This window comes from Nibrella saemangeumensis, assembly GCF_039541915.1.
In the GTDB taxonomy this organism is placed as follows: Bacteria; Bacteroidota; Bacteroidia; order Cytophagales; family Spirosomataceae; genus Nibrella; species Nibrella saemangeumensis.
In genome coordinates this window covers 88912-106715 of sequence record NZ_BAABHD010000081.1, presented here as the reverse complement: position 1 = coordinate 106715, position 17804 = coordinate 88912, and the positions used below count along the sequence as shown (strand labels likewise).

The 17804-nt window shown below is 55.4% G+C and carries 9 protein-coding genes; 7 read left to right on the top strand and 2 right to left on the bottom strand.

Annotated features, from left to right (window positions below):
- The first annotated feature begins 101 nt into the window (after positions 1 to 101).
- From ABD949_RS24490 to ABD949_RS24460, 7 genes are all read left to right on the top strand, one after another.
- Complete coding sequence (locus ABD949_RS24490) at positions 102 to 1313, top strand: alpha/beta hydrolase family protein (RefSeq protein ID WP_345247971.1); 1212 nt, start codon at positions 102 to 104, stop codon at positions 1311 to 1313.
- Positions 1314 to 1475: 162 nt separating this feature from the next.
- On the top strand, positions 1476 to 4199 hold the full coding sequence (locus ABD949_RS24485) for a substrate-binding domain-containing protein (RefSeq protein WP_345247969.1): 2724 nt from the start codon (positions 1476 to 1478) through the stop codon (positions 4197 to 4199).
- 287 nt (positions 4200 to 4486) lie between these two features.
- The gene (locus ABD949_RS24480; protein ID WP_345247967.1) at positions 4487 to 5815 is read left to right on the top strand and encodes a sugar porter family MFS transporter; all 1329 of its coding nucleotides are present in this window, start codon (positions 4487 to 4489) and stop codon (positions 5813 to 5815) included.
- A 20-nt stretch (positions 5816 to 5835) separates the two neighbouring features.
- A complete protein-coding gene (locus ABD949_RS24475) occupies positions 5836 to 6729 on the top strand; it encodes a carbohydrate kinase family protein (protein WP_345247965.1) in 894 nt (297 codons plus the stop codon).
- 21 nt (positions 6730 to 6750) lie between these two features.
- On the top strand, positions 6751 to 9903 hold the full coding sequence (locus ABD949_RS24470) for a SusC/RagA family TonB-linked outer membrane protein (RefSeq protein ID WP_345247963.1): 3153 nt from the start codon (positions 6751 to 6753) through the stop codon (positions 9901 to 9903).
- A gap of 15 nt (positions 9904 to 9918) precedes the next feature.
- Complete coding sequence (locus tag ABD949_RS24465; RefSeq protein ID WP_345247960.1) at positions 9919 to 11631, top strand: RagB/SusD family nutrient uptake outer membrane protein; 1713 nt, start codon at positions 9919 to 9921, stop codon at positions 11629 to 11631.
- Between the two features lie 86 nt (positions 11632 to 11717).
- Complete coding sequence (locus ABD949_RS24460) at positions 11718 to 13250, top strand: glycoside hydrolase family 32 protein (protein WP_345247958.1); 1533 nt, start codon at positions 11718 to 11720, stop codon at positions 13248 to 13250.
- A 184-nt stretch (positions 13251 to 13434) separates the two neighbouring features.
- Here ABD949_RS24460 and ABD949_RS24455 read toward each other — a convergent pair whose 3' ends face one another.
- Both ABD949_RS24455 and ABD949_RS24450 read right to left on the bottom strand, forming a co-directional pair.
- Positions 13435 to 14718: a beta-propeller fold lactonase family protein gene (locus ABD949_RS24455; protein ID WP_345247957.1), complete on the bottom strand. Its 1284-nt coding sequence runs from the start codon at positions 14716 to 14718 to the stop codon at positions 13435 to 13437.
- 144 nt (positions 14719 to 14862) lie between these two features.
- On the bottom strand, positions 14863 to 17802 hold the full coding sequence (locus tag ABD949_RS24450) for a S9 family peptidase (RefSeq protein WP_345247955.1): 2940 nt from the start codon (positions 17800 to 17802) through the stop codon (positions 14863 to 14865).
- Positions 17803 to 17804: the final 2 nt, after the last annotated feature.

The following is a 17804-nucleotide window of genomic DNA, read 5'->3' as shown; positions in this document are numbered from 1 at the left end:
GCCGAAACGATTTACAACCAATGACTGTTTTTTAAATAGACATTCATGGAAACTTCAACTTGGTAATTCTATCGTTTTTATTCACATACATGATTAAATCCATGTTCACTTTCGCGCTGGTAAGCGGTCTGTCTGTTTTGATGGTATTGGGCTCTACCGGCTGTCAATCGGAGCGACTACAGGAGGAGCAGTCCCAGGAGGCTGTTGCTCCGTTGAAGCCGGCGCTGGTGGATGCGACACTGATTGGCGCCTATTCGGCCGACCAACTGCGAAACCGCTTTTCGGGCTCACAGACGGCCCTCCGGTTCCTGATCCGGCACGGGATCAAGGCCTATCGGATTGTGTATAACACGACCAATACGGATGGTAAAACCATTCAGGCGTCGGGTGCGCTGCTGGTTCCGGATAGTGCCGGCACGTATTCGATGATCAGTATGCAGCACGGAACCATCCACAGTGACTACGAAGCGCCGTCTAACTATAAGCCGGGCAGTGAAGCCTATACCTTTGGGTCGGTATTCTCATCCATCGGCTATATCATTGCTGCTCCGGATTATATCGGTTATGGTGCTTCTAGGAACCTGCCGCATCCATATGAGCACCGGGAGAGCCTGGCCACGGCTTCGTTTGACATGCTGCGGGCGGCCCGCGAGTTTATGGAGAACAACAAAACGGGCTGGGATAAGCGGCTGTTTATTGCCGGCTACTCCGAAGGGGGCTTCGCCACCATGTCGCTGCAGAAGAAGCTGGAAGAAGAGTATCCCGGAGAATTTAACCTGGTAGCGTCGAGCGCCGGGGCTGGGGCGTATCACAAAACGGCCTTTATGAAGTACCTGGTCAATAACCAGACGCACGGGATTTCGGGCTTCAACCGTAATTACCTGTGGGTGATGCTGACCTACAATCGCTTATACAGTCCCGAGCGACCTGTATCGTATTACGCGAAGCCGCCGTATGCGGAGCGGATTAAAACCCAGCAGCAGCATGCCGGCATCTCCGTCAGCCTGAATCAGATTTTTACAGACGAGTTCAGGCAGGCCATCAACAACGGCACCGATAAAGCTTTTTTAGGGGCCGTGGCCGATAATGATGTTTATGACTGGAAGCCGAAAACGCCGACCCAATTATACCACGGCGATGCCGACAACATGGTGTTCTACTTCAATTCCAGGGATGCCTACGACGCCATGCGGAAGCGGGGTGCCACCAATGTAGAACTCATCACGCTGCGCGGCCGCAACCACGGTACGGCTATCATCCATTATATTCTGGGCACATTCAGCTTCTTCAATACGGTAGGGAAGGAGGCTTAAGCGGCTCATTGGATTTTCCATAGGTCATTAGGGTATCTTGCAGTATATTTGTACTTGCCTGAGATTTTTTATAAATCGACTGCTTCCGCTTGTGCAGTAGCGTTTTCAGGTGGAAGCGAACACTGGCGGTGTGTTGCCCGGAATGAGTGATGGACCTTTGCCATGATGAAGTATTTTTTTCTTCCCCTACTGCTTTGGTTCACGCTGAACGCCTGCAACTCCGGTCAGCAACGGAAAACGTATCGTATTGGCTTCTCGCAGTGTACCGGTGCCGACGAATGGCGCCGGTACATGCTCAACGAGATGAACCGTGAACTGACGTTTCATCCGAATTACACCCTCCTTTATCAAGACGCCGGCAACAGCACAGACCGGCAGATCAGCCAGATTCACTCACTGGTCGATGAGGGGATTGACCTGCTGATTGTATCGCCCAATGAAACCTCAACGTCCATCACCCAGGCGGTGGAATCCGTGTTTAAAAAAGGCATTCCCGTGGTGGTGATTGACCGGAAGATTGAGACCGAGTCCTATAACGCCTACATCGGAGCCGATAACGTGGAGATCGGCCGGATGGCTGGTGCCTACATCGGAAATCTGCTGAACGGCAAAGGCCGGATTGTGGAGGTCTGGGGACTTCCCGGCTCGTCGCCCGCGCAGGAGCGGCACCGGGGCTTACGTGAAGCCTTAACCCGTTATCCGCAGGTACAGATTAGTAAGGAACTGAATGGCCAGTGGGAAAAAGACACGGCACGCCGGGTAGCGGCTGCGCATCTTTCCGACCTTAAAGCCGCTGATCTGGTGTTCACCCATAATGATGTGATGGGACTGGGCGTCTACGAAGTTAGTAAAGCAGCCGGTCTTGATAAACAGCTCCGATTTGTGGGCATTGATGCCCTGCCCGGACCGAACGCCGGTATGCAGTTTATTAACGAAGGAATTCTGACGGCCTCATTTCTTTATCCCACCGGGGGACAGGAGGCCATTGAAACAGCTGTGCGTATTCTGGAGGGGAAATCGGTGAAGCGCGATAATATGCTGAATTCCATTCAGGTAGATGCGTCTAACATCCGGGCGCTAAAAGCCCAGACCGACAAACTCCTGGCCCAGCAATACGATATTGAAAAGCAAAGCCGGCGCATCGATGAATTAACCCGTACGTATTCCACCCAGCGAAACACGCTGTACCTTACTCTTGGCAGTCTGGTTATTGTCCTGGTATTGGGGGCCTGGGCGCTGTACTTGGTTCGCGAAAAGCAGGCGGCTTACCGAAAGCTGGAAAAGCAGAACGCGGAAATTCTGGAGCAAAAGGACAAAATAGAAGCCGTCTCTAAACAGGCCCGGCTCGCCACCGAAGATAAGTTGCGGTTCTATTCGTATATCTCCCACGAATTCAATACCCCACTCAGCCTGATTCTGACGCCGACGGAAGACCTGTTGACGAAGAAAAACGTCAGCCCGCACGAACTGAAAAGCAGCCTGTCGCTGGTCCAGAAAAATGCCCACCGCCTGCTGCGACTCGTGAATCAAATGTTGGACCTGCGCAAAACCGATGCCGGCAAGTTGGTGCTGAAAGCCTCAGAGCAGGACATCGTAGCCTTTGCGCGGGACATTGTGCAGGATTTTCGCCGGAAAGCCGACAAGCAGCGCATCGACCTGCAATTCATTACCGCGCGGCCGGAACTGATGGTCTGGTTCGACGGGGAAAAGCTGGACAAAGTATTGTTCAACCTGCTGTCCAACGCCTTTAAATATACCCCCAAGGGTGGCCTGATCCATCTGCTGCTGGATGTACGGGATAACCAGGTGATGATTCAGGTGCAGGATAATGGCGAAGGTATGACACCCGAAGAGCAGGCTCACGCGTTTGATCTTTTTTTCAGCGGTACAAAGCCCTTCAACCTCGGCAACGGGCTGGGTCTTGCCCTCTCCCGCGAGTTTGTAAGCCTCCATCAGGGGTATATAGACGTGCAATCGGAGAAAGGAAAAGGCACCACGTTTACCATGCTGCTGCCGTTGGGCAACACCCACCTGGCCCCGGAAGAGATGGCAGGTACACCCCTCGCCCATACTCCGATGGCTCTGCCCGACATCGAAGAGGTACCGAAAAAACTCGTGCCGGCTTCCGGCCGGAAAGGTACCCTGTTGGTGGTCGAGGATCACGACGATCTACGCCAGTTTCTGGTCAGCCGGCTCAGCGATGAATACGAAATACTAGCCGAGCCGACGGGCGAGAAAGGCTGGGAGCGTATTCTGGAAGCGGTACCGGATTTGATCATCAGCGACATTATGCTGCCGGGTCTGGACGGCTTGCAACTGACCCAGCGTACGAAAACCGATTTCCGGACGTCGCACATACCGGTTATTCTGCTGACGGCGAAAGGGCAGATGGAACACCGTATAGAAGGTACCCGCGCCGGAGCCGATGCCTACATTGCCAAGCCGTTCAACACCACCCATCTGATTGAAACTATCCGGACTACGCTTGCCAACCGCGAAAAATGGCAGCGCCGGATGAATACCGATTTTGTGTCGCAGTCGGGCAACCGGCAGGAAAAGAAATTCCTGAACGAACTCACTGCGCTCATTGAGCAGAACCTCACCGATAACAGCTACGGGGTGGAGCAACTGAGCCGCGATATGGGGCTGTCACGAGTGCAGTTGTACCGCAAGGTACAGGCACTGCTGGACATGACCATTACGGACTACTTTGCCCAGATCCGCCTGAAAAAGGCTAAATACCTCCTCAAAGAATCGACCAGGACCATGGCCGAAATCGCCTACGAAGCCGGTTTCAGTTCACCGGCCTATTTCACCACGTTCTTTAAACAGCATACCCAGCAAACACCGTCGGAATACCGCAGGTCCCCTTCGGTGAATGCCTGAGCGGATTCTTTTTCTCAGGTCCAAATTGGTCGAGCAATGGATAGCTTGTCGCTGAGGTGCTGTTCGACGACAGAATGGCGGTGCGATTACGGTGCAACAAAATCGAAAATCGGCGTAACAATTTTAGAAGTCTCCCTTCCCCCAAAATACCTACCTACTTGATTATAAGCGATTTACTTATACCATCAAATTCGAAAGGATTTGAACGGTTACCGAAAGGCTGTCCGTAGCACCGGCGGTAGCTTTGACTCATCGATTGACGCACAACGATTCCAAATCAGTCAACCATGAGTCAACAACAACGCATCTTTTTTTGGTCCATCACCGCAGCACTCGGCGGCTTTTTATTCGGATTCGACACCGCCGTTATTTCCGGAGTTGAGCAATCCCTGCAAACGTTATGGGGCCTGTCGGTCTGGCAGCACGGCCTCACCGTCTCCATCGCGCTTATCGGTACGGTTTTCGGTGCCATGCTAGGCGGAATCCCGGCTGAAGCGCTGGGACGGAAAAAAACGCTGTTCTGGATTGCCGTATTATATTTAGTATCGTCGCTCGGTACGGCGCTGGCGGTAGACTGGCCCATGTTTCTGGTCTTCCGGTTTCTGGGTGGTCTGGGGGTAGGTGCATCGTCGGTAGCGGCTCCCATGTACATTACCGAGATTTCGCCGGCCAAATCACGCGGCCGACTGGTGGCCCTGTTCCAGTTCAATATCGTGCTGGGTATTCTGGTCGCCTACCTGTCGAACTACCTGCTGGCGGGCATTGGGGCTGACTCGTGGCGGTGGATGCTGGGCGTACAGGTGCTGCCTTCATTGATTTTCCTGGTGGCCGTTTTAAACATTCCGGAGAGCCCGCGGTGGCTGCTACTGAAGAAAGGCCTGGTCGCCGAAGCCCGCGAGGTGCTAAACATGATTGACCCCACTACCAGTGAAGAAACCTTACTGAACCTCCAGGTAAGTGCCGGTCAGACCAACGCATCAAAAATCCGGCTGTTTTCCGCTCAGTACAAAACACCCGTGATGCTGGCCGTACTCTTCGCAATCTTCAACCAGGTATCGGGTATCAACGCCATCATCTACTACGCCCCCCGCATTTTCGAAATGACGGGGCTGGGCAAAAGTTCCGCCCTGCTGTCGTCGGCGGGTATCGGTCTCATCAACCTCGTCTTTACCATGATTTCCATGAACCTCATCGACCGCTTCGGTCGGCGGACGCTCATGAAAATCGGTTCGGTGGGCCTGATTCTGATGCTGGCGCTGGTCGCCCGTGCTTTTTACACCGAAGATTTCGGGGGCATGTCGGTACCGCTGTTCCTGTTCGTTTACATCGCCTTTTTCGCCTTCTCGCAGGGAGCCGTAATCTGGGTGTTCATCTCCGAAATCTTCCCCAACGAAGTCCGGGCCAACGGGCAGGCGCTGGGCAGCTTCACCCACTGGCTGATGGCGGCCGTGATTACGTTCACATTTCCCTACCTGGCCGAGCAGGTCGGTGGCGGCAATACGTTCCTGTTCTTCTCATGCATGATGGTTCTGCAACTGGTCTTTGTTTATCGGCTGATGCCCGAGACCAAAGGCACCAGCCTGGAGCAGGTTGGCAAGACGTTCGTTGTTCACTAATCCTTTTCCCGCGTTACCCCATGACACCAACCCTGATTTGTTTCGGAGAAATTCTCTGGGACGTACTCCCCACCGGCAAGCAGGCCGGGGGCGCTCCGATGAACGTGGCCGTTCACCTGCGTAACTTCGGCCTCGACGCCCAACTCATCAGCCGCGTCGGCACCGACGACCTGGGCCGCGAATTGGTTGAGTTTTTAGAAGCGAAATCTCTGCCCACTACATACGTGCAGACGAGCTATACCCACCTGACGGGCGTCGCCAAAGCCAATATCACCGACCGAAACGAGGTTATCTACAAACTCCTGCAACCGGTGGCCTACGACTACATCCAGTTCGACGACACCTTAAAGAACCTCTGCCGGGGCGCAGTACTGGTCTACGGCAGCCTGGCCGCCCGCAGCCAGACCACCCGCGAAACCCTGTTCCAACTGCTGGATGAAGCCTCACTGCGCATCTTCGATGTCAACCTCCGGGCTCCGCACTACACGCGGGAGGTCATCGAAGGGCTGATGAAGAAGGCAGATATTCTAAAAGTGAACCACAACGAACTCGCCGACATTGTGGGCTGGTACAGCGGGCAAACCGACGAGCAGGAAGCCATGAACCTGCTGCGGCAGCGGTATGCACTTCGCGCCGTGTGCCTGACGCGGGGCGAAAACGGAGCCGCCCTCCTCGACGAAACCGGCTATTACGAAAGCCCCGGCGTACCGGTGCAGGTCGAAGATACCATCGGCAGCGGAGACGCTTTCCTGGCGGCTTTCCTGAAGATGTACCTGGCCGGCGAAACCCCCAAACAAACCCTGCGGTATGCCTGCGCCGTGGGGGCCTACGTGGCCACGCAGCGGGGTGCTACGCCCATCATCCCGGAGACCATACCGGGTTACAACGCCATTACCACCAACCAAACGCTTTAATTTCTCTCAAACCTATTTCACATGAAAAGCTGTCTATTTACCCTCGCAGCCCTGCTGCTGACCCTGCAACTGGCCCTCGCGCAGCGGGTGCTGACGGGGAGCGTCACCGACGCGAAGACCAGTGAGCCCTTACCGGGGGCCAACATCATCGTACCCGGCACCACCACCGGTACCGCTACCGATGCCAAAGGTGTGTTTACTTTATCGGTACCTGCCAGCGCTACGTCGGTACAGGTGTCGTACATCGGCTACGCTACCCAGCAGGTGTCCATTGTCGGCAGGAACAGCATTGAGGTCGCCCTGGCCGATGGTGGTCAACTGTCCGAAGTTGTGGTAGTGGGGTATACTACCTCGCGTAAAGAAGATTTGACCGGTGCCGTAGCGGTGGTGGACCTGGCTCCCATTCGGAACGTCAGTCCGGGCAACCCCATGCAGGCCTTGCAGGGACGCGTACCGGGTCTCTACATCGAGAAAACGGGTACGCCCAGCGGAGCCAACTCCCGCATCCTGATTCGCGGAGCCAATACCCTCGGCAATACTGACCCACTCTACATCATCGATGGCGTTCCCACCAAACGGCCGGAGGTATTTCAGGGATTGAACCCCAACTCCATTGAGTCGGTGCAGGTGCTGAAAGATGCGTCGGCAGCCTCCATTTATGGCTCCAGAGCATCCAACGGCGTTATCATCGTCACTACCAAAAACGGCTCGAATACCAACGGCAAACTCACCATCGACTTTAACAGCAGCATCGCGGCCCAGTCGGAGAAATACGCCCGGTTCAAAATGTTGAATGCCATCGACCGCGGTAAGGCGCTCTGGCAGGCTTCGGTCAACGATGGCGTCAATCCGGAAGATGGCTACGGTGCGCTATACGCCTTCGACTGGAACAAGGATTTTAAAAACCCGAAGCTTAATGGCGTCACCGTAAAGCCGCTGATGGGAGGCAATGCCAATATGCCCACCGGCGATACCGACTGGCAGGATGTAATGTACAAAACCGGTATAGTCACCAACAACGAACTAACCATTTCGGGCGGCACCAAAACCTCTTCGCTGCAGGTCAACCTGGGTTATTACAAGAACAACGGCATGCTGCGCTACACGGGTGCCGACAAACTGAGCGGCCGTATCAATGCGCTGACCAACGCCTTTAACAACCGGCTGAAAATCGGGGCTAACATCCAGGTAGCCAGCCTGAACGAAACCCCCGTGTCGACCGACATTGGCGGAGCCCCTACCCCAGGACTGGCGGTTACCTTGGCGCCGACCATTCCGGTATACGCCAAAGATGGTACCTGGGGTGGCGCTATTGGTGCCGGGTATTCGGACCGCAACAACCCGCTGCACATGCAGTACATCAACCGCTGGGACAACGCCAACCGGTTTACCCTGTTCGGAAATGTGTTTGTCGAAGCGGAGCCCATCAAAAACCTGTTCATCCGGTCCAGCCTCGGTGCCGATAACGCCAATTACTACTACAAGAACATTGAGCAATCGTTTGAGGAGGGTTCGTTCGGCCGCTCCAACAACAACCTGACCATCGATCAGAACCGCTACCTGAGCATCACCTGGTCCAACACAGCCCGCTACAACCTGAATTTGGGTGAGAGCCACTTCAATTTCCTGGTCGGCGTCGAAGCCATCAAGAATGACTTCCGCAGCCAGACAGCCCGCAAGGAAGGCTTTGCTGTCCAGACCGAAGATTACTTCGTGCTGAACGCCGGTACGGGCAACACCAACGTTACAGGTACTGGCTCCGGCAACCGCCTGCTGTCGCAGTTTGCCCGCATCGACTACGGCTTCAACGACCGGTACCTGGTGGCCCTGACGGTACGGCGCGATGGTTCGTCTCGCTTCGGTTCCGAGAACGCCTACGGTATCTTCCCGGCGGCTTCGGTGGGCTGGCGTCTGGATAAGGAAGCGTTCTTCCAGGGCATCAAGGCCATCAGCAACCTGAAACTGCGGGCCGGTATTGGCCGCGTAGGGAACCAGGAAATCGGTGACCTGGCCCGGTTCGGTCTGTACGATACCCGCTACGGTGCCCGACAGTCACAGTTCGGAAACGGCCATAACGGCTTCTTTGACCAATTCTATAATGTCGGCACGGCCTATGACCTGAACGGAGCCAATACGGGTAACCTGCCTTCGGGTTTCGTCTCCATCCAGGGTGCCAACCCCAACCTGAGGTGGGAAACCACGGATGAACTGAACCTGGGTGTAGACTTCGGGTTCCTGAACGGCAGCTTCCAGGGGTCACTCGACTACTTCACCCGGAAAACAACGGATATTCTGATTACCCCGCCGATTGCCTCGGCCGTGGGCGAAGGGCAGTTGAAGGCCGTGAATGGCGCGTCGAAATCGAACCAGGGTTTTGAGTTCTCGCTGGGCTACTACGCCAAGCCGAAGGGGGATTTTACCTACAGCCTTATCACGGAGATTAGCCGGTTCCGCGACCGCATCACCCAGTTGCCCGAAGAAGTCCGGGCTGCGTATCCCGGTAACGCCATCAACAGCATTCTGGGTCACTCGCAGTTCGATATATTCGGCTACAAAACCGCCGGGCTGTTCCAGAGCCAGTCCGAAGTCGATGCCGCTCCGAAGCAGGTGGGGGCTGGTCCGGGCCGGATTCGGTACGTTGACACGAATAACGATGGTCAGATTAACGACGACGACCGGGTCTGGATTGGCACTACCCTGCCGGCCTTTGAATACAATATCCGCGTAGATGCTTACTACAAAAACTTTGATTTCTCGCTGTTTGGTTCGGGTATCGCGGGGCGCACCGGCTTCGATTCGTACACGTTCTACAACAACTTCATCCGGGGCCGCGATAACGTAGGGCCGGGGGTATTCAACGCCTGGTCGGCGACCAATACCAGCTCACGCATACCGGCATTATCACTATCTGACGTAAACGGCGAAACGCGCACCTCGGATTACTTCTTCGTAAACACCGGTTACTGGAAGCTGCGCAACATACAGCTCGGCTACACGCTGAACTCCACGCTGGTGGAAAAGGTCCGCCTGCAGCGGCTCCGGCTGTTTGTGATGGCCGACAACCTGTTCCTGCTTAAAGGTAATAGTTTCCAGGGACCGGACCCCGAGCGCACCGATATCAACGCCATACCCATTCCGCGTACGTACACTGCTGGCATCAATGTTTCATTCTAAGCTGATTCAATCGACATGAAAAATAAACTAACCTTCTCCTTACTGCTCGCAGGTAGCCTGCTGATTACCTCCTCCTGCAGCGATTTTCTGGATTACCAGCCGCAGGGCTTATTATCCGAGGACAACATAAAATCGGCTTCGGGTGCGGATGCACTGGCTACGGCCGCCTACGCCGGTATCGGCAACGACGAGATGATTGGTCCCATGACCAGCATGTGGGTATACGGCAGTGTCCGCTCCGACGACGCCTACAAAGGTGGGGGTGGCGTCGGTGACGTGGCCGACATCGATTTTTACGAGCACTACAACCTGACCCGGCCGGACCAGGGCTCGATGCACCCCTACACCTGGGAGAACTTTTACAAATCCATCTCCCGGTCGAATGCCGCCCTGCGCAGCCTGAATACCGTGTCTGATGCCGAGTTTCCGCTCAAGAAAGTCCGGCAGGCCGAAATGCGCTTCCTGCGGGGCCACGCCCACTTTATGCTGAAGATGCTGTTCAAGAACATTCCGTACATTACGGAGAACCTGTCGAGCGACGATATCCTGAAAGAATCGAATGTGAAGTACAAGAACGATGAACTGTGGAACAAAATAGCCGAAGACTTCCAGTTTGCCCTGGATAACCTGCCGGTTAAACAGACGCAGATTGGACGCGCCAACAAGATAGCGGCTGCGGCCTACCTGGCCAAGCTGCGGTTGTACCAGGCCTACGAGCAGGATGAGACCCACAAGGTCATCAACATCAATAAGACCCGCCTGAAGGAGGTTGTCACCCTGACGCAGCAGGTCATCAGCTCCGGTCAGTACAGCCTGCAGCCCGACTTTGCCGAGAATTTCATTGCCGAAACCGAGAATGGGCCGGAGTCAATTTTTGCCATTCAGTACTCCATCAACGATGGTACGGCGGTAGGCCGGCTGAGCTACGTAACCGGGCTAAACTACCCGCACGGTGCCCCGCAATACGGTTGCTGTGGCTTCCATGCCGCCAGCCAGAACCTGGCCAACGCCTATAAAACCGACGCCAACGGGCTGCCACAAATGGATACGTTCAACGACAAGAACGTCGATTTTAACACGGATACCGTTGACCCCCGCGTGGACCATACCATCGGTATCGACGGCCACCCCTACAAGTACGACCCGACCAAGCCGTTCAGCAATGCCTGGGTGCGTGACGCGGGTGTATACGGGTTCTTCCACACGATGAAAGAGCAGCAGTTGGCAACCAGTTCTTCATACCACAAAGAAGGTCCCTTCATCGGCTCGTCCAAGAACATCGACGTTATCCGTTACGCCGATGTGCTGCTGATGCAGGCCGAAGCGTATATTGAACTGGGCCAGCCGGACATGGCGTTGCCGCTGATCAATCAGGTTCGGCGGAGAGCAGCCGCCAGCACGGGCCGGCTAAAGAAGCTCGACGGCACCTTCGCGTCGAAATACAACCTCAAAGAATACCCGGCTGCCGGCTGGACGCAGGACTACGCCCGCAAGGCCCTGCAGTGGGAACGCCGGCTGGAGTTTGCCACCGAGAGCCCGCGCTTCTTCGACCTGGTGCGCTGGGGTATCGCCGAAAAAACGCTGAACGCATACATTGAGAAGGAAAAGGTTAGACGGCCTTTCCTGACAACGGCTAAATTTACGGCTGGCCGGGATGAGTACCTGCCCATTCCGCAGCGGGAGATTACCTTTACGAAGGGCCTCTACAAACAGAACCCCGGCTTTTAATTATCTGTTTACCCGATCAACCCGCTCAGCGTGGAGTTACCTGGTTAGCGGTAGCTCCGTTTTTCAACTCTTTCCCAAACGATCCTATGAAAAAGTTACTAGTCAGTCTGGCTATGCTGAGTACCCTTGGCACCACGACATTCTGCCAGTCGCAGCCGGCGCAAACCAACCGGGAGCCGCATCGTCCCCAGTACCATTTTTCGCCCAAAACGAACTGGATGAACGACCCGAACGGGATGGTATACCTGAACGGAACCTACCACCTGTTTTTTCAGTACCATCCCAACGGCACCACCTGGGGACCCATGCACTGGGGTCATGCCACCAGCAAAGACATGGTGCATTGGCAGGAACAGCCCATTGCGCTGTATCCGGACAGTTTGGGTACGATTTTTTCGGGTAGCGCCGTGGTCGATGTCAACAACACCAGCGGCTTCGGCAAAAACGGACAGACTCCTCTGGTGGCCATTTTCACGCATCATAATCCCGAGCTGGAAAAGAAAAAGACCGGTACGCATCAGTACCAGAGCCTTGCCTACAGCCTGGACGAAGGTAAAACCTGGACGAAATACGCGGGTAACCCCGTGGTGCCCAACCCTGGTATCGTTGATTTCCGTGACCCTAAAGTCCGGTGGTACGAACCGCAGAAAAAGTGGATTATGACGCTGGCCACCAAAGACCGGATTACCTTCTACTCTTCCCCTAACCTCAAGAACTGGGCAAAAGAGAGCGAGTTTGGCCAGAATGTCGGGGCGCACGGCGGGGTGTGGGAATGTCCGGACCTGTTCCCGCTGACCCATAACGGCAAACAAGCCTGGGTGCTGCTGGTGAGTATTAATCCGGGCGGTCCCAATGGTGGCTCGGCTACGCAGTATTTTGTGGGCGATTTCGACGGCAAAACCTTTAAGCCCTATTCTACCCAAACGAAATGGATGGATTACGGCACCGACAACTACGCCGGTGTTACTTTCGCCAATACCGGCAACCGGACCGTGCTGATGGGCTGGATGAGCAACTGGCAGTACGCCCAGGTGGTGCCTACCTCCGCCTGGCGCAGCGCCACCACCGTCCCTCGTGAGCTTGGCCTGACCGAAGTAAATAAGGAACTGTATTTAACGTCGGCACCCGTGAAGGAACTGGATGCCTTAAACGGCAAGACCATCCGGCTGAACAATATATCGGTAAAAGGCCAGTATGACCTGACCGCCAAAACCGGCGGCCCGTCCGGCCTGTTTAAACTCACCCTGTCGGCAGCGGCTACCCAGGATTTCGCTATCGTGCTCGCCAATGAGCAGGGGAATGAGCTGGTGCTTGGCTACGATAAAGCCGCCAACCAGTACTACATCGACCGGAGCAAAGCGGGTAAAACAGCGTTTGAAAAAGGGTTCGGCAAGCGGCATACCGCCCCGCGTTTATCGACAGACGGGAGCGTGTCGCTTACCCTGCTGGCCGACGTGGCTTCGGTTGAACTGTTTGCCGACAACGGGCTGACGGTAATGACCGACATCTTTTTTCCGGAAACGGATATGAAGAAGGTGTTCATCAAATCGGGTACGGGTGTATCCATCCGTACCCTGCAGTATACCCCATTGACTCCCTCCGTAGATGCCGGACTCTAGGCTACCGGCTGCTTGAACAATGAATTCTATGATGAAAATGTAGTGTTAGGGAAATGTAGTACAGACTGCGGTTAGGGGAATTGCCGGTTGAGGCCGGCACCTCTAACCGTTAGTTTTGGGTCATGTCACGACATCAAAAAAGCCACTCCAAATCGGAGTGGCTTTTTTGATGCACAGCGTATTTTTACTGAATTACTTTCAAGGAGTGAACACCACGAGTGACGCTGACGCGGCCCGACTGCTTGGTCAGCGCGGGTTTGTCGCCTTTAGTGACGCGCCAAAACTCGATACCGCCGGTGCGGGTACCATAATCAAGGTATTCCGAAACGGCGACGGCAATGGCATCGCCGGTCTTGTCGAATTCGACAGCCTGTGGCATGATACCATCGAACGGGTATTCATTGGCCAGCGTCATCTTGCCGTCCTGACCCAGCGAGTATACCGAAAGCGAGCTTTTTCCGGCTTTGCCGCTGTTGAACGGCAGGTACGACTGGTTGGAGTTCGCGATAATCACGGTAGATCCGTCGGGGCTGATGGCCAGGGCTTCGGGGCTTTCGCCGGTAGCTGCCTGCGACACAATTTTGTGCTCACCGGGCTTTTCTTCCGTACTGAACTGAACGACAAAGACTTCACCGGCACCGGTTCCCTGCGCATTGGCGGCTTTCTTGGAATCGGTTACTACGAAGAATTTACCATCGGCGGTGAACTTACCCGTTCCGGGCATGGCGCCCACTTTAATAGGCGCACCGTGGGCAATCAGGTACGGCTTCTTGCTGGCGTTGTCGATGGCGTATTTCATCAGACCTACTTCCTGGCTGCCGGCAATGCTGTAGGCCACGTATTGGCCGCTCGGGTGGAACGTCAGATCAGTAATCTGCCCGCTTTTCGTCGGCGCTTCGGCTGTCAGTACGCGGGTTGGTTTACCCGTATTATCAATTTCGATGATTTTCAATTCCTTACCGGCATCGGCTGAGGCCACAATTAGGGCGTTACTCTGCGGAGTAATGGCCAGGGCGGTGAGCGAACCGCCGGTCGGGAAGCGGAATTTTACCGTTGGTTTGGCTGCATTGCTGATGTCCACGATGTACATAGCGTTGCTGGCGGGTAAGTCGTTGATGCCGTTTTTCAGCGTGGCCACGCTATCGGAAACTTGTCCGCGGCCTTCCAGCACAAAGGCCACGCGGCCGTTGTTGGAAACGGCCAGCGGCTTATCCAGCAGCGTCATCGAATTGGAAACGACAACCGAGCCCATCTTGTCCGAATTTCGGTCGAGCGGGAACTGAATAGTGGTGAGCGCGTCCCGGACACCCTTGTCTTTGTACAAGTTACCATCAACGAAAGCAGAGGCCGCCATGTCGGCATCCGACAGGGCTACAATCCCTCTGGCACTAAACTGAACGGGACCCTGCTGCGCCAGAGCAGCCCCCGCCATCATGGATAAAGTAAAGGCTAAACTTTGTTTTTTCATGTTTTACGGTCGTCGTTAATTTTTAGGATTCCCGCAAATATAACCGAAGCAGGCAAATATCCTACGGAAACACTGCTAATACGATTTAGAATGTATGGTATTGTAAACCGCTGGTAAAATCATGTTCGGACAGGCCATTATTTTTTAATACTTCATCTCACCCCGGTCTTTTTCGACGGCCGAGCGGCCTTCTGTCATCCATACGGGGGCCGGTGTATCTTTCAGGTAATAATCGAAGAACTGGTACATCCGGATGCTCAGGTCTTTGGCATTGTGCCGCTGCGTCAGGTTATGGTCTTCGCCGTTGTACACCAGCATCCAGACGGGTTTGTTCAGCCGGCGGAGGGCCGTGAACATCTCAATGCCCTGGTACCAGGGTACCGAACCGTCGGCATCGTTGTGCATCATCAGCAGGGGCGTTGTTATGCGATTGGCGTAGAACAGCGGTGAGTTTTCGATGTAGTTCAGGGGCTTGTCCCATAACGTGCCACCAATGCGGCTCTGGGTTCGTTCGTACTGGAACATCCGGCTCATACCGGTTCCCCAGCGGATACCGCCATACGCACTGGTCATGTTGGCCACGGGTGCCCCGGCCATGGCGGCTTTGAACATATTGGTGCGGGTAATGATGTAGGCCGTCTGGTAGCCGCCCCAGCTCTGGCCCTGTAACCCAATACGCTCCCGGTCTACAAACCCCCGGTCGATCAGGTTCAAGACGCCCGGCACAATACAGTCGTAGGCGTTGGGCCCCGGTGCGCCGGTGGTGTACACAATGTCCGGCACAAAGACCAGGTACCCATTTGAGATGCAGTACGGGATATTGATGGTGGAGCGGCTGGGAGCCGGAGCGCGGTAGTCGTTCAGGGTCTGGTTGTTGCGCTCGTAATAATACACCAGCATGGGGTATTTCTTCTTCGGGTCGAAATCCTCCGGCTTGTACAGCAGGCCTTCCAGCTGCACGCCGTTGTTGCCCATCCAGTTAACCAGCTCTACGCTACCCCAGCGGATACTGTCCTGCTGTGGGTTCACGCGGGTCAGTTGTACGGGTGTGGCCAGGGTGGTATCGGTCGCGTAGAGGTTGACCGGCTCCCGGAAGTTGCCCCGGTAGAAGGTCAGTGTGGAGGCATTTTTCGCCTTGGCCAGCCCGACGTAGCGGTGGCTGCTGTGGGTCAGTACGGTGGGTTCTGCTGGCAGGTCATTGCCTTTTTTCTTCAGGATACCGGTCGATTTATCGCTTTCCCAGTAGCCGGTGAGCCAGAGTTCGGCGCTGGGGCTGATACCCTGCTCGTCGGTTGGGCCATCGCTGAGATCGGCCCGGCGGATCTGAATCTTGTTTTTGCGTCCGTAGCCGGCCGTCAGGTTAACCGGTTTTTCGCGGCCGGTCGGATCAATCTGCCAGATGTCGTAGCGGTCGTACAGCCAGACGTACCGGTCACCGGTGGTCCAGCCGGCCGCGCCGTAGCTGCCCGGCAGATTTGGGGTATCGTGTTCCTCGTCAAAAAACTTCGCCGGCAAACCACGGGTCAGGTCGATCCGTTTATTGTCCCGCACCGACCACGCCCGCCAGAGCGAATCACGTTCGTCATACCAGGTTACGTACTGGCCACCCGGTGACAGCCGCGGAGCCGAAATCATAGCATCGTTGGCGATTTTAGTGGGCTTCCCGGTTTCGGTATCAATCAGGTACAGGTCGGTATGGCCGGGGTCCCACGAACTGATGATCTGGTAGGGGAGGTCGCTGAGACCGACCAGGTAGCGTTGGTTCGTTTTATAGTCTACCTGCACCGTTGGTATCTCGCGGGTAGCCAACTGGGTCACCCGGCCGGATACTACGTCGAACACTGTCGTGAAGCCCTGCTCTTTTTCCTGCTTCAATCGCTTCTGCTGCATGGGTTGCAGGCGGTTGTCGGTCCAGCTCCAGACATCCATTTTTACCTTTTCGTCGTCTGGCGTCAAGGTATCTTTAGGGGCCGGTACGGGTTTTGGTGCCGTTGCAAAATACAACCGCTGGCCATTCTCGGAGAAGCGGAGCGCTGTAAATTCATTTACGGTCCAGCCTTTCGGCAGACTGGCGGTCGTGGTGTCCACCAGCAGGCGGAACGGTGCTGCGGTGGCCACGACTTTGGTGCGCTTGCTTTTCGCCGGAGCCGGCGGCAGCAGGCTTTTGTAGTACAGCGCAAAGACTTTGGCCTCGGCCCCGGCGCTGTCGGTAGTAGCCATCCAGGCCAACTGGGTACCGGCCTTGTCAATGGCCAGACCTTTGTACACTTTCCGCAGCGAGCTGGTATCGATCAGCGTCTCGGCCTGCTTCTGCGTATCGAACAGGTAAACGCCGGCGGTTTTCAGCGAATCGTTCACAGCTTCCTTGCTGTAGAAAAAAGTCCTGCCGTTTTCTGATACCACCACGTTCGATACGTACCGGAAAGTCTGCCGGGTACCGTCGGCCATGTTAAGCAGGGTCAGCAGGTCGCCCTTTGGTTTTTTGGTGGTGGTTTTCGGCTTAGCGGCAGCCGCCGACCGGGAGTTGGGAGCCGGCACAATGGAATCCGATTTAGCACCCGGTTGTACGGTTACCGATGCGCTTGCTACGGTATTGCCCGCATTGATTTCCTGCAAAATGGCCAGCCACGAGCTGCCTTCTTTACCCATCAGATACGATTTGACATTGGGGAGTTTCGTGCGGTTGCGGGTGTTCAGATCAAAGACCAGCAGGCTGTCTTTCGGCATCTGCTCGGCTTTTACTTTTTTGCGTTTGGCGGTGCGGGTAATAGCGTGGGGAACTTTCAGCCGCATCACCAGAAACCGGCTGTCGTGGCTGAACTGAGCCTGGTAACCACGCGGAAAACTATACTTGGCATTGGCATTCCGGTTACCTCCGTGCGGAAGCTCCCGGAGTTCCAGCATACCATCGCCTTCCTGCGGGTCGATCTGGTAGCTAATCCAGCGACCATCGCCGGATATCTTTTCGGCCCGCACACTCTGCCAGCGATCATAGTCAGCGTGCGTGAGCGGGCGTTTGGTTTGAGCGAAACCCGGGAGGTTCGTCAGGAGCAGAAAAACAAACAGAAAACTACTGCGGTGCATAG